Origin of the sequence: Brevibacillus fortis, assembly GCF_003013395.1 — a bacterium.
GTDB classification, from domain to species: domain Bacteria; phylum Bacillota; class Bacilli; order Brevibacillales; family Brevibacillaceae; genus Brevibacillus; species Brevibacillus fortis.
Map to the genome: position 1 here is coordinate 18,041 of NZ_PXZM01000064.1, position 15,491 is coordinate 33,531.

The 15,491-nt window shown below is 48.7% G+C and carries 1 protein-coding gene; it reads left to right on the forward strand.

Annotation, left to right across the window (positions count from 1 at the left end):
* Positions 1–25 precede the first annotated feature (25 nt).
* Positions 26–15,280 (forward strand): linear gramicidin non-ribosomal peptide synthetase LgrD, encoded by a 15,255-nt coding sequence (gene lgrD, locus C7R93_RS29110; RefSeq protein WP_106842061.1) that lies wholly within the window; start codon positions 26–28, stop codon positions 15,278–15,280.
* Positions 15,281–15,491: the final 211 nt, after the last annotated feature.

Here is a 15,491-nt window from a genome sequence, read left to right on the forward strand (position 1 = left end):
TTTTTATGGGAGTGGGCAGGAGAAGATGAATAACATTGAAACGTATTATCCCGTTACTCCTTTGCAGCAGGGACTCATTTTCCACAGCTTGCTGGAACCAGAGTCCGGAGCCTATATCGTACAGATGGGCTTGAAGCTGCAAGGTCCCTTGAACATTCCGTTATTCGAACAGGCATGGCAATGCCTAGTAGACAGACACGCTATTTTTCGCACCAGGTTTATTGGCGGTAAAGTAAAAGAATACGTCCAGGTTGTCTTGAAAGAGCTGAAGGTTTCCCTGGTGGAACATGACATTATTCATCTTTCCTCCTCCGAACAAGAAGCGTTTCTACATGCCTTTACTAAAAATGATCGCAAACGTGGTTTCAATATCGAAGAAGCGCCGTTGATGAGATTAGATCTGTTCCGTTTGAGTAGTAATACCTTTCATTTTTCGTGGACCTTGCACCACGTGCTGATAGACGGATGGAGTATGCCGCTAGTCTTCGGGGAAGTGTTTGCGGCGTACAACATGCTATGCAAAGGACAGCCTGTACAACTTCCTCCGGTTAAATCTTACCGTGACTACATCGTCTGGCTGAAAAAGCAGGACTTGAAGCAAGCGGAGGCGTTTTGGCGCACGTATCTACAAGGCGTTACGGAAACCACGCCACTGTCATTCGGTCGAGCTTATAAAAATCCGTACCTTGATCAGAAAAATTATCGGGAGCTAGATCTGACCGTTTCCGAGGCCATCTCCAAATCATTACAGACATTGGCTCGTCAACATCGCCTGACGGTCAACACGATCGTGCAGGGCGCATGGGCACTGCTGTTGAATCGCTACAGTGGACAGGACGACATTATTTTCGGCGCAACGGTATCCGGACGTCCTGCCGATTTGCCTGGAGTCGAGACGATGATTGGTCTGTTTATTAATACACTCCCTGTCCGCGTGCAGGTAAAAGCGGAGGAGAGCGTAATCAATTGGCTCAAATCTTTGCAACAACAGCAAGCCGACTTCCGCCAGTACGAATATACTCCACTAGTGGAAATCCAAGGCTGGAGCGACTTGCCGCGTGGACAATCCCTGTTTGAGAGCATTCTCGTCTTTGAAAATACTCCTGTCGGTAATTCTAGCGGCGGTAGTGGAGAGAGTGAGCTTTCGATAATAGATGTACATTCCGAGGAGCAAACCAATTATCCATTTACTCTGGTTGCGGCGTCAGGCAAAACAATCGACATCAAAGTCAAATTTGATGAAAGTCAGTTTGAGCTTCCATCTATTGAGCGAGTTCTTGATCAGCTTCATTCACTACTAATTTCTATCGCTAAAAACGCCAAGCAACGGATTGCCGACCTTTCTATAATCAGCGAAAACGAACGTGAACAGGTTCTCGTTCAGTGGAACCAGACGGCGGAGGAATATCCGAGCGGCCTGTGCGTTCATCAGGCGTTTGAACAACAAGTGGAGAAATCATCAGATGCGATTGCCGTTACTTATAAAAACGTAGAACTAACCTACAAGGAACTAAACGAGCGAGCAAACCAACTGGCCCATCAGCTCGTAAGTAAAGGGGTAAAACCGGATACACTCGTCGGCATATGCGTGCATCGTTCCCCTGAGATGATCATCGGTATACTCGGTGTTTTAAAAGCGGGAGCTGCCTATGTACCGATTGACCCGGCTTACCCGCAAGAGCGCATCGCCTATATGATCGAGGATTCACAGACAAATGTTGTGCTGACCCAGCAGTCTCTCATGGACATCTTGCCAGCAACACAGGCGAATGTCATTTGTATAGACAGCAATCATGTAACGAATGAACCTATCGCCAACGTTGCTTGCAAGGTCACAGACCATAACCTTGCCTATGTAATCTATACCTCTGGTTCAACAGGACAGCCAAAAGGGGTAATGGTAGAGCACCACAGTGTGGTAAATATGGCTCATTCCTTGATCAATGCTTTTGATATTCAGCCAACCAGTCGTGTTCTGCAATTTACCTCGTTTAGCTTTGACGTATCGGTGTCGGAGATTGTGATGGCCTTACTCGCTGGTGCGACGCTGGTCATCGAGGATCGAGAGTCCCTTTTGCCAGGCCCTGAGCTGATCCAAGTTTTGCAAGAACAACGCATTACCACCGTATCCATGGTTTCTTCCGTACTAGCGGCACTGCCTGAAGCTGACCTGCCTGACCTTTGCACCTTGATTGTAGGCGGCGAAGCTCCGAGCCGTGAACTTGTGGCACGCTATGCGGCGAATCGCCAGTTCTTCAACTGCTACGGTCCAACGGAAGCAACGGTTTGCTCCACGATGATGCGTTGCCAGGCTGGAATGAGCAATCCGCCTATCGGTCGACCAATTGCCAACGCGACGATGTACGTTCTGGATGCAATTATGCAGCCCGTGCCTATCGGCGTACCAGGTGAACTGTATATCGGAGGAAAAGGCTTGGCTCGCGGCTACTGGAATCGTACAGAACAAACAGTAGAACGCTTTATCACTCATCCGTTCGGCAAAGAAGGAGAGCGCCTCTATCGGACAGGCGACCTTGTTCGCTATCTGCAAGACGGCAACATCGAATTCCTTGGACGTATGGATGATCAAGTCAAAATTCGCGGTTATCGCATTGAATTGGGAGAAATTGAAAATTCGCTCAGACAGCATCCTGCCGTCCATGAAGTTGTGGTCATCGTCCGTGAAGAAAAAGCGGGAGGCAAACGCTTGGCCGCTTATCTGGTAGCAACGGGAGACAAGCCAACTGCCGAGGAGCTCGCTCTTTTCCTGAAAGAATCGTTGCCTGAATACATGATACCAGCAGGCTTTGTATGGCTAGAGACTATTCCGCTCACGGTTAATGGAAAAGTAGACCGACGAGCACTACCAGTACCAGATTGGGGACAACTTTCCACGCAGCGTAATTATGTTGCCCCCCGTACTCCTACTGAGGAGCTGGTAGCCAACATCTGGGCGCAGGTTCTCTCGGTAGAACGAGTCGGTAGCTACGACGATTTCTTTGAGCTTGGAGGCCATTCTCTTTTGGCTACGCAAACCATCTCCCGCTTAAAAGAAGCGTTTAGCGTAGAGTTACCGCTCCGTGCCTTATTCGAATACTCGACAGTCAACAGACTCAGCGAATTTATTGTATCCATGAACGAGGACAAATCTGGACTCTCTAGCATTCCGCTGGTACCCGTTTCACGTGATCGACATTTGCCGCTTTCCTTTGCACAGCAGCGTTTATGGTTCTTTGACCGCTTGATGCCAAACAGTGCTCTCTACAACATTCCAACTGCCGTTCGTTTGCAAGGAGAGCTTAACATTGAAGCGCTGGAGCAAAGTTTGCAGATGATTATCTGCCGTCACGAGAGTTTGCGTACAACATTCTCTGACATTAACGGGGAAGCCGTTCAGGTGATTCATCCAGAGGTTGATTGGAAACTGAGCAGAATGGATATACGAGAGCTGCCAGATGATAGACGAGACGACGAAGGACAACGCTTGACCAAAGAAGATGCAAACAAGCCGTTTGACCTCGTCACAGGACCGCTCATTCGTGCGACGATTATTCAAACAGGAGAGCAGGATTTCATCTTCCTGCTGAACGTACACCATATCATCGCCGATGGTTGGTCAGCGGGTGTTTTACTCAGCGAATTATTTACCTGCTATCAGGCATTTAGCAAATCAGAAGTACCGCAACTTACCAACCTGCCTATACAATACGCAGATTATGCGGCATGGCAGCGCGAATGGCTTACAGGAGACGTATTGGAAAAACAACTGTCCTACTGGCGTGCAAAGCTGGGTGGAGCAGAACCGCTTCTCGCCTTGCCGACAGATCGTCCCCGTCCTGCTGTTCAGTCCTATGAAGGAAACAGCATCACACTGATGTTTGACAAAGAGCTGATGACGAATCTGCTTTCCTTGAGCAAACGCGAAGGTACGACGTTGTTTATGACGTTGCTCGCAGCATTCGAAGTATTTCTGTATCGATATACAGGACAAGACGACATCCTCGTCGGTACTCCTGTAGCAGGACGCAGTCACCAAGAGACAGAAGGATTAATTGGATTTTTCATCAACACATTGGCAATGCGAACAGATTTGTCAGGCGACCCTAGCTTCAGAGAGGTACTTAGCCGTGTGCGGGAAACAGCCTTGGGAGCCTATTCCCATCAAGATCTACCCTTTGAAAAGCTCGTAGACGAGCTGCAATTAGAGCGCAGTCTCAGTTACTCACCATTGTTCCAAGTGATGTTCGTTCTGCAAAATATTCCGGTTCAGGTAGAAGCACTTGACGGGATTCGCATGTTGCCGCCAAAAGGTAGTCAACAGGTAGAGACAACCAAGTTTGATCTCACCTTGACGATGGCAGAGACGGCAGACGGCCTGTCCGCTACATTCGAGTACAACACATCTCTATTTAATCAGAATACAGTAGAACGAATGATCGAACACTTTACCCAGCTGCTCAAAGCCGTTGCTGACAACGCAAATCAAGCCATCACCGCTATACAACTGATGGGAGAAACGGAGCAGCAGCAGGTAGTATCTGAATGGAACAACACCGTAGTTGCCTACTCCAAGGATCATTGCGTGCATGAATTGGTGGATCAGGTCGCCCATGAAATGCCCAACCAGCTGGCTGTTCTCACACGCGACCAATCCATTACCTATGCGGAATTGAATGCCAAAGCGAATCAACTGGCGCATTATCTGCAGAAGCAGGGAATCGGTCAGGAAAATCTGGTAGGGATCTGCGTTGAGCGCTCTATCGAGATGCTGATCGGTCAACTAGCTATCATGAAAGCTGGCGGTGCCTACGTACCAATGGACCCAGCGTATCCCAAGGATCGTCTCGCCTTCATGATGCAGGATGCAGGTATGTCGATTGTACTTACACAAGCCAGACTCGCAGAAAAACTCCCTGCGGGTACGAGCCAATTGATTTGCCTAGACTCAGACTGGGAGTCGATCGCCCAAGAAAGTACGACGACTCCAATGAACTTGACTACGACGAACCAGCTTGCTTACGTCATCTACACATCTGGTTCGACAGGTACGCCAAAAGGGGTTGAGATCGAGCACGCCGCGCTTCTCAATCTAATTTCTTGGCATCAACGAGTATATAATGTCACGTCCGTAGATCGAGCATCGCAGATCTCCGGGACGGCATTTGACGCATCTGTATGGGAAATTTGGCCTTATTTAACAAAAGGATCCACACTTTATTTGCCAGAAGAGGAAATCCGTCTTGTACCGGAAAAACTCCGTGATTGGCTCATCGATTCTGAGATCACCATCAGCTTTTTGCCGACGCCTTTAACAGAGAGCTTGCTGGCTCTGAATTGGCCGAGCCATACCAAGCTTCGTTACATGCTGACAGGAGGAGACAAGCTCCATCACTATCCAAGTGCGAAACTTCCGTTTACCCTGGTGAACCAATACGGTCCAACCGAAAACGCAGTCGTTGCAACAGCTGGTATCGTTCCGATAGGGGCAGGACAAAGCTTTGCACCATCCATTGGACGTCCTATTGATAACGTGCAAGTCTATCTTCTCGATGCGAGTATGCAGCCTGTTCCCGTAGGAGTCACTGGTGAGCTATACATTGGTGGAAGTTCCTTGGCGCGCGGCTACCTGAACCGTCCCGAACTGACACAAGAGCGCTTTGTCACTCATCCTTTTAGCGAAATAGAAGGAGCACGTCTCTACCGCACAGGGGATTTGGTGCGCTACCTGGCGGACGGCAACATTGAGTTCATCGGTCGTGCAGATGATCAGACGAGTATTCGCGGATTTCGCGTCGAACTGGGTGAAGTAGAAACAGCCATTATCGCTCACCCTGCGGTAAAAGAAGCAGTGGTCACTGTCTGCACGGATCATCAAGGAACGAAGCGTCTTACTTCCTACCTGGTTTTAGAAGAGGACACGGAGATTGCTACAAGTGACATCCGCAAAGCGCTAAAGGAAGTACTGCCTGATTACATGGTTCCTGCATTTTTCATCCCGTTAGATTATCTGCCGCTCACACCAAACGGAAAGGTAGATCGTAAAAATTTGCCTGCACCTGATTTCAATCGTCCTGAGTTGGAAGGAAAATTTGTCTCACCAACTACGGAGAAGGAGCAACACCTTGCCGCTATATGGAAAGAAGTTCTCGGTATTGACCAAATTGGAATACACGATAATTTCTTCGAGCTGGGTGGTGATTCGATTCTCAGTATCCAGATTGTGTCACGTGCCAATCAATCAGGTCTAAGGCTCACTCCGAAGCAATTATTCGAATACCAAACCATCGCTGAATTAGCAGAGGTCGTAGAGGAAAAAGAAGCGATCCTTGCTGAACAAGGTCCTATTATCGGCGAATTGCCACTCTTGCCGATTCAGAAGTGGTTCTTCCAGCTTCCGTTGAAGAACAGACATCACTGGAATCAATCCGTGCTGCTCTCCATTCAGGCAGGCATTGATCAGGAAGTACTGAAACAAGCGGTAGGGCACCTACTCTTTCAGCACGATGCTTTACGCATGCGCTATACACAGACAGAGTTCGGCTGGAAACAAGAGATGGATGCGCCAAGTGATACGATTCCATTCCGGATTGAAAATCTGACCCACCTGACACCAGATGAACAATTCAAGGCTATCGAAAAGATTGCAGATGAGACACAGGCAAGTCTGAATTTGTTTGAAGGGCATGTGGTTCAGTCCATTTATTTCTATTTGGGTCAAGACCAACCCAATCGCCTGTTGATCGTCGCCCATCACTTAGTCATAGACGGGGTATCGTGGCGCATTATTCTAGAGGACTTGCACAACGCCTACCAACAAATTGCCACAGGGCAAGAGGTGAAACTACCAGCGAAAACCACATCCTACAAAGAATGGGCGGATGAACTGGAGCGCTACGCGAATTCAGATGCTTTGCAAAACGAAAAAAGATACTGGTTGACCAAATCCTCCGTCGATTCAGCACAACTACCTGTGGACGTGACGGATGATGGGGAAAATACAGAAGCAACTACAATGTCCGTCAGCGCTACATTGACCAGCGAAGAAACCAAAGCACTACTGCAAAACGTACCGCAGGCATACCGCACTCAGATCAATGACGTCCTGCTAACCGCTTTGGCGAAGTCACTTACTCGGTGGACGGGTAATCGATCTGTGTTCGTAAACGTAGAAGGGCATGGCCGTGAAGAATTGTCAGAGAGAATCGATCTGTCCCGTACCATCGGCTGGTTCACCAGCATGTATCCGGTGCACCTTCAATGGGACGAAACATTCTCCATAGGAAAAGCACTTTTGACGACCAAAGAAGAACTGCGTGCGATCCCAAACAAAGGGCTTGGTTACGGCGTTCTTCGTTACCTCCATGCGGATCAGAATATTGTCGATGAAATTTCCCGCATTCAAGCACAAGTGCTGTTCAACTATATGGGAAAAATCGATCAGATTGTCGATGGCGATTCCTTATTTGGCTGGGCACCTGAGTCCAGCGGTTCCAACCTTAGCCCGGCCGCCGAACGACACCACCTGATCGACGTAAATAGTGTCGTTGCAGGGGAACAACTGCATGTGACTTGGCGATACAGTGAGAAGATTCATCTAAAGAGCACGATTACAGCTGTCGCGAAGGACTATATGGATGCGCTTCGTGAGATTATTGCCCATTGTGCGACAGAGGAAGCTGGCGGTTACTCACCATCCGATTTTCCTCTGGCTGAATTGGATCAGAAGAGTATCGACAAACACATTGGTTCTGACCGACATATCGAGGATATCTATACACTTTCGCCGCTCCAACAAGGGATGCTGTTCCACTCCCTGTATGCAAGCGACAGCGGGGATTACGTCGTCCAATTTGCCATTGATTTCAAGAACCTGAATGTGCCGGTATTCGAGCAAGCATGGCAAAAAGTGATGGACCGCCATTCCATTCTAAGAACGCACTTTGTCTGGGAAGGTTTGAATCAATCACACCAAATTGTCCGCAAAGAGGTTAACGTATCTCTTTGTCAGGAAGATTGGCGTCATCTGCATTCGGATGTACAGGATGAGATGTTTACCGCTTTTCTAGAGGAAGACCGTAGACGAAGCTTCGATATTACACATGCTCCTTTGTCACGATGGGTTGTCTTCCGAACAGGAGAAGAAAGCTATCGCTTCGTTTGGAGCTTCCATCACGTCCTACTTGATGGTTGGAGCGTTCCTTTGGTACTTAATGAGCTGTTTGCCTATTATGCCTCGATCAGCGAAGGACAAGAAGTTAAGCTTGGACATCCTCAGCCGTTTTCCCAGTACATTGCTTGGTTGAAACGTCAGGATATGCAGGAAGCCAAGCAATTCTGGGTAAACCAACTAAAAGGCTTTTACGAACCAACTACCTTGGGAATGAGCAAAACAGTAGTCACCGCGGGACCGAAGCAATACGAAGAGAAGAGCATCCTCTTGTCAGAAGAAACAAGCGAGCACTTGCAAAAATTCGTACGCGAACGCCAGTTAACACTCAATACCTTGGTACAAGGGGCGTGGGGATGGATTCTGGGAAGCTACAGCGGGGAAGAGGAAGTGATTTTTGGTGCGACAGGTTCAGGGCGTCCGGCAGACCTCTCCAATGTTGAGACGATCGTAGGCTCCTTTATCAATACCTTACCTGTTCGGATATCATTGCAGACGAACGCGACCGTGCTAGAGTGGCTGAGAGACTTGCAGCACAAGCAATTAGAGATACGCCATTATGAATACACTCCGCTGTTCGACATCCAAGGATGGAGCGATCTGCCGCGTGGATCTGCACTGTTTGAATCGATACTCGTATTTGAGAACTATCCGGCTGTACAAGCAGCAGGGCAAGAAACAGACGAGTCTAATGCAGCTATGCCCAGTGTTTCTTTGGAAATTCACGACGTAGCAGCTGTCGAACAAACGAATTATCCACTTACCTTGGTGGCAGCACCAGGCAAGCAAGTGGCAATCAAACTCAAGTATGAACAAAATCGTTTTGATGACGCGATGATCGAGCGGGTCTTGAACCAAATTACCCAACTCATGGTCACTATGAGCAAGTCTCCGGAGATGCATCTGAGTGACGTGACGTTGATAGATGATATCGAGCGCGAGCAGGTACTCATCGAGTGGAATCGCACAGAGAAGGAGTATCCACGCGAGCTTTGCATCCATCAGGCATTTGAACAACAAGTCGCGAAAACTCCTGAAAATATTGCACTTGAGTATAAACAACAAGCCTTGACTTATGCGGAGCTGAACCAAAGAGCCAACCAGTTAGCGCATCTGCTTCTCGCTCAAGGAGTGCAGCCTGATACGACTGTTGCCATCTGCGTGGAGCGCTCCATGGAAATGATCATTGGCATTCTTGGTGTGTTAAAAGCGGGAGCAGCCTATGTACCGGTTGATCCAGCTCATCCCGAAGAAAGAATGGCCTTCATGCTGGAAGATTCACAAGCAGCTGTCGTGCTGACACAAGCGAGACTTGCAGAGCCATTCACAAAAACGAAAGCGAACGTCATTTGCCTGGATGAAGATCGGTTCTACGAGCGGATGTCCGTAGAAAACGCACAAAGCGGTGTAGGTTCAACCAATCTCGCCTATATCATCTACACATCCGGTACAACGGGATTGCCTAAAGGGGTAGCTGTTGAGCATCGCAGTGTGATGAATATGGTGCAGGCTTACATGAGTTACTTCGAAATATCCGAATCCAGCCGTGTCCTGCAATTTACGTCATTTGGCTTCGACGTTTCCATTTCTGAGATTCTACAGGCTCTGCTCTCAGGAGGAACGTTAATCATCGAAGATCGTGAGTCTCTGTTACCAGGCCCAGACCTCGTTCGCACCCTTCGTGAACGTCGCATCAGCAAGGTATCGATGGCATCTTCGGTACTCGCGTCACTACCTGTTGAAGAGTACCCGGATCTGGTCTGCCTTGAGGTGGGAGGAGACGCATGCAGCCGTGAACTGGTTGCCCACTATGCAAAAGGACGAAAATTTTATAACTGCTACGGACCGACGGAAGCAACAGTTGGTACGGTCATCGCTCTTTTAACGGATGCTGACAATGCCCCGACTATTGGACGTCCATTCCCGAATACCAAGCTGTACGTGTTGGATCGAAATCTTCAGCCAGTCCCTATCGGTGTTCCGGGAGAGCTGTACATTGGTGGCGAGAGTCTTTCGCGTGGTTATTGGAATCGTCCAGAGCTTACAGCAGAGCGATTTATTCCGAATCCATTCGGTCAACCGGGAGAACGCCTCTATCGAACAGGCGACCTCGTCCGTTATTTGCCAGATGGCAACGTGGACTACATCGGTCGTGTCGACGATCAGGTGAAAATCCGTGGGTTCCGTATCGAGTTAGGCGAAATTGCAGAAGCATTGAGACAACATGAAGCAATCAAAGAAGCAGTCGTTATTGCGAGAGAAGCTAGACCTGGTGACAAACGATTGGTAGCATATCTGACCAATGCTTTGGAGCAGGAGACGTCCATAGACGAAATCAAGCTCTGGCTCAAAGAGAAGCTTCCCGAGTACATGATCCCGTCGCATTTCATGTGGCTTCCGGAAATTCGACTTACGATCAACGGAAAAATTGACCGCAAAGCATTACCTACGCCAGATTGGGGCCAGCTTACAGCCGTATATGTCGCTCCACGTACCCCAGTGGAAGAAATGGTCGCCAACGTCTTTGCTGAAATCCTCTCCACAGAGAAAGTGGGCGTACATGACAACTTTTTCGAATTAGGCGGACACTCGCTGCTTGCAACGCAGACAGTTTCTCGCCTGCGGGAAATCTTTGGGGTAGAGTTGCAAATTCGTACGTTGTTTGAATACCCAACAGTCGAAGGGCTTAGTGAACAGCTGGTTATGCTCACCAAGCAAACATCCATCAAGATGGCTCCACCGATTGTGAGCGTATCTCGCAAAGAACCGCTCCCATTGTCATTTACCCAGCAGCGTTTGTGGTTCCTGGAGCAGTTCACGCAAGGAAGCTCAGTCAATAATATTCCATCCTTCTTACGTATCCAAGGAGACCTCAGCATATTCGCTTGGGAAAAAAGCTTGAAAGCCATCATACAGCGTCACGAGAGCTTGCGTACTCGCTTTGAGGTTCGTGACGGACGACCTGTTCAAGTGATTCACCCTCAGGACGATTGGGTAATGATCCAAACCGATTTGCGGGCTATGAAACCTGCTGAACGGGAAGCAGAAGTCAAACGCCTTGCCGAGCAGGCCACACTCGAGCCATTTGACCTGACCAAAGGTCCGTTGCTCCGAGCAAATCTGGTTCAGCTCGACGAAAATGACTTTGTGTTCCTGTTCGTGATGCACCACATTGCTGCAGACGGTTGGTCGATGGGAATTTTGATGAGCGAATTAATGACCAATTACAAAGCGTTTAGTCAAGGAGTGGCATCGCCACTTACGGAACTGCCAATCCAATATGCAGATTTTGCTGTCTGGCAGCGTGAATGGTTAAGTGGAGAGGTTCTTGATGGACAGCTCGAGTACTGGAGAGAAAAACTCAAGGGCAGTGAACCATTACTGCAACTACCAACAGATCGACCGCGCCCATCTGTACAGACATACGAAGGAGAGAAGCTCTCCATTCAGTTTGGAGCCGACCTCTTGGAAGAATTGCGTAATCTGAGCGGAAAAGAAACGACTACACTCTTCATGACATTGGTTGCAGCCTTCCAAACGCTGCTGTACCGCTATACGAATCAAGAAGATATTCTCGTCGGAACTCCGATTGCGGGACGTAACAAACAAGAGACGGAGCAGCTGATCGGTTACTTCATCAATACACTCGTTTTACGCACAGATATGTCAGGTCAACCAAGCTTCCGCGAATTGCTTGCACGCGTTCGTGAAACAGCTCTGGGAGCTTATGCACACCAAGACGTTCCATTTGAAAAATTGTTAGATGAACTGCAGCTGGAGCGTAGTATGAGCTACTCGCCACTATTCCAAGTGATGTTTATTCTGCAAAACATCCCGATGAAGGTAGATCCTGTTGATGATATTCAGATAAGCAGCTTTGACGTCGGCGCGGAAGCCGTCACCTCGAAGTTCGATTTGACGGTGACCATGTTGGAGACATCAGACGGTCTCATTGCTACCCTGGAGTACAACAAGGCGTTGTTTGATCACAGTACGATCGTTCGAATGGTTGATCATTTCCACAAGCTTCTGGAAGAAATCATTGCCAACCCGGATCAGTCAATCACCTTGCTACCGCTCATGCGTGAGGAAGAGGAACAACGACTCATTACCGAATGGAATCGTACAGAAGCGCTGTACTCGAAAGAAAAATGCGTTTATGAAATGATTGAGGACATGGTGGCGAAAGCCCCGGACAACATCGCTCTAATCGTAGGAGAGCAAACGATTACCTACAGTGAGTTGAACAGACAAGCGAACAAGCTGGCTCATTATTTACGAAAGCAAGGAGTAGGACCCGAAGTGCTCGTCGGTATCTGCTCACAGCGGACAACGGAGATGATGATTGGACTTTTGGCCATTATGAAAGCTGGCGGCGCCTATGTGCCAATCGACCCAAGCTATCCAGCAGACCGTATTGCCTACATCATCGAACACTCACAGGTTCCAGTCCTATTAACGCAAGAAAATCTGCTACCAACTCTGCCTGAGCACCACGCCAAAGTGATCTGCCTAGATAGTGATTGGGAAGCAGTTGCTGGCGAAAGCGAGGAGAACCCGACCAAGCTTGCGACTTCCGACAATTTGATCTATGTCATCTACACGTCAGGTTCTACAGGCAATCCAAAAGGTGTAGCACTCGAACATCGCAGTGTCATTTACTTCCTATCGTGGGCACACGACACATTCACAGCAGAGGAGATGAGCGGCGTACTGTTCTCCACGTCAATCTGCTTTGACTTGTCTGTCTACGAAATGTTCGCAACACTGACCATGGGTGGCAAAGTGATCATGGCGGAAAATGCATTACAATTGCCAGCCTTGCCAGCAGCCAATCAGGTGACACTGATCAATACTGTACCGTCAGCAGCGATGGAGCTTGTGCGTATGAAAGGTATTCCAGCGTCGGTGCGAGTCATGAACCTATGCGGTGAGCCACTTTCCAACAAGCTGGCGCAGGAATTGTATACGTTTGAAAACGTAGAAAAAGTCTTTAATCTCTACGGACCGACAGAGGACACGGTTTACTCTACACACTCCATCGTGAAAAAAGGAGCCATCAGAGAACCACTGATCGGACGACCGCAGTTCAATACGCAAGTATTTGTATTAGACAACCATCGCAAACCAGTTCCAGTAGGCGTACCGGGAGAATTGTACCTCAGTGGATCAGGCTTAGCACGTGGCTATCTCCACCGCCCCGATCTGACCATGGAACGCTTTGTGCAAAATCCGTTCCGTGAGCCAGGGGAGAGAATGTACCGGACTGGAGATCTCGTACGCTACTTGCCAGATGGGAATCTTCAGTTTATGGGACGTGTTGATTACCAGGTCAAAATCCGAGGCTACCGCATTGAGTTGGGCGAAATCGAATCTGTCCTGAGACGTCACCCTGAAGTCAAGGAAGTCGTGCTGGTCGCTCGTGAAGACAGGGAAGGAGATAAACGTCTGGTAGCGTACATTGTGTTCGAAGCGAGTCACACAAGTACGTCTTATGACCTGAACCACTTCCTGACCGACAAGCTTCCAGCCTATATGATTCCGCAACACTTTATGATCATGGAGAGCTTACCGAAGACGCCAAACGGTAAACTGGATCGCAAAGCGCTACCAAAGCCGGAATACGACCGCACAGAATCAGGCGTCGAATACCAAGCGCCGCAAACGCCAGTCGAGATCATGTTGCATACGCACTGGGTCGCCGTACTGGAAATGGACAAAATCGGAGTGCACGACAACTTCTTTGAGGTCGGTGGTCACTCATTGCTCGCTACCCAGCTTATCTTCAAGATTCGCGAAGAGCTACAGCTCGAGGTACCGCTGCGAATCCTGTTCGAGACCCCGACTATTGCGGGTATGGCCAAGACCATCGAGGAAATTCTCAAACACGGTCTTTCTGCTGTTTCCCATGACATCGACGCAAAGGATCTCAAGGATGAAGTCGTACTCGATCCAGCGATTCAGCCTGAACATCCGTACGTGGGTGATCCAAGCCAGTTCCAAGCGGCATTGTTGACAGGAGCCACTGGTTTCCTTGGTGCTTTCTTGTTGCGTGATCTCCTACAGATGACAGATGCTGACATTTACTGCCTCGTTCGAGCTTCTGACGAAGAGGAAGGAATGGCACGACTACGCAAAACATTAGAGCTATACGAGTTATGGAATGAGGAGCAGGCGCATCGGATCATTCCTGTAATCGGTGATTTGGCACAGCCACGACTCAATCTGTCCGACGATCAGTTTTCCGAGCTGGCTGAAAAAGTGGATGTGCTCTACCACAACGGTGCTCTCGTTAACTTTGTCTATCCGTACGCAGCCCTGAAGAAAGCAAACGTAAAAGGGACTGAGGAAATCCTCCGCCTTGCTGTAGCCAAAAAGACCAAGCCTGTGCATTTCGTCTCAACGATTTTCACATTTGCATCCGAAGAGACGGAAGAATCCATGGCCTTCCGCGAAGAGGACATGCCAGAGAACAGTCGCGTCCTCACTTCCGGTTATACGCAGAGCAAGTGGGTAGGCGAGCATATCGTCAATCTCGCACGCGAACGCGGCATTCCAGCGGCGATATACCGTTGCGGACGGATGACTGGGGACAGCGAAACAGGAGCATGCCAGAAGGACGACCTGATGTGGAGAATTGCAGCAGGAATTATCGATTTGGGCAAAGCTCCTGACATGAGCGGCGATCTGGACATGATGCCAGTTGATTTTGCAAGCAAAGGAATCGTTCATCTCTCCATGACCGAGCAGAGCTTGAGCGAAAACTTCCACTTGCTCAACCCGAACGCGACCGATTACGAAGACCTGATTTCAGCGATTGAAAACAGAGGATTTGATTTGGAACGAGTCACCATGGATGAGTGGATTGAAGCGGTGCAAGAAGATGCGAAAGAAAAAGGTAATGAGGCCAACTCAGCCGCACCGCTCGGCAACCTGTTCACAGACGGCCACACAAGCAGAGGAAGTGTAGTCTATGTAGGCAATAAATCGACTCGTTTGCTGCGCCAAAACGACATTGAATGCCCGGAAATCGACGAAGAAGTTTTCGGTAAAGTCATTGATTACTTTATCAGAAGCGGTCAACTAAAATTACGGGAACAAGCCCAGCTATAAAAAAATAAATGCCCATCCGTCACCTCATTTCATGGTGGCGGGTGGGAAAAGAATCAAAATAATGATAAACTTTAAAATAACTATAAAATTTGGAGGTTTTATCCATGCCATTCGACATTCAGCTTCTTGCACCTATCATTGCTATTCAATTGATACTGGCAGTTATTGCTTTAATTGATTTGGCTCGACGCGAAGCGTACCGAGTTGCAGG

Bases quoted from the DNA above. Each gene is read 5' to 3' on its own strand.
- lgrD (WP_106842061.1), top strand. From the start codon at position 26: ATGAATAACATTGAAACGTATTATCCCGTTACTCCTTTGCAGCAGGGA.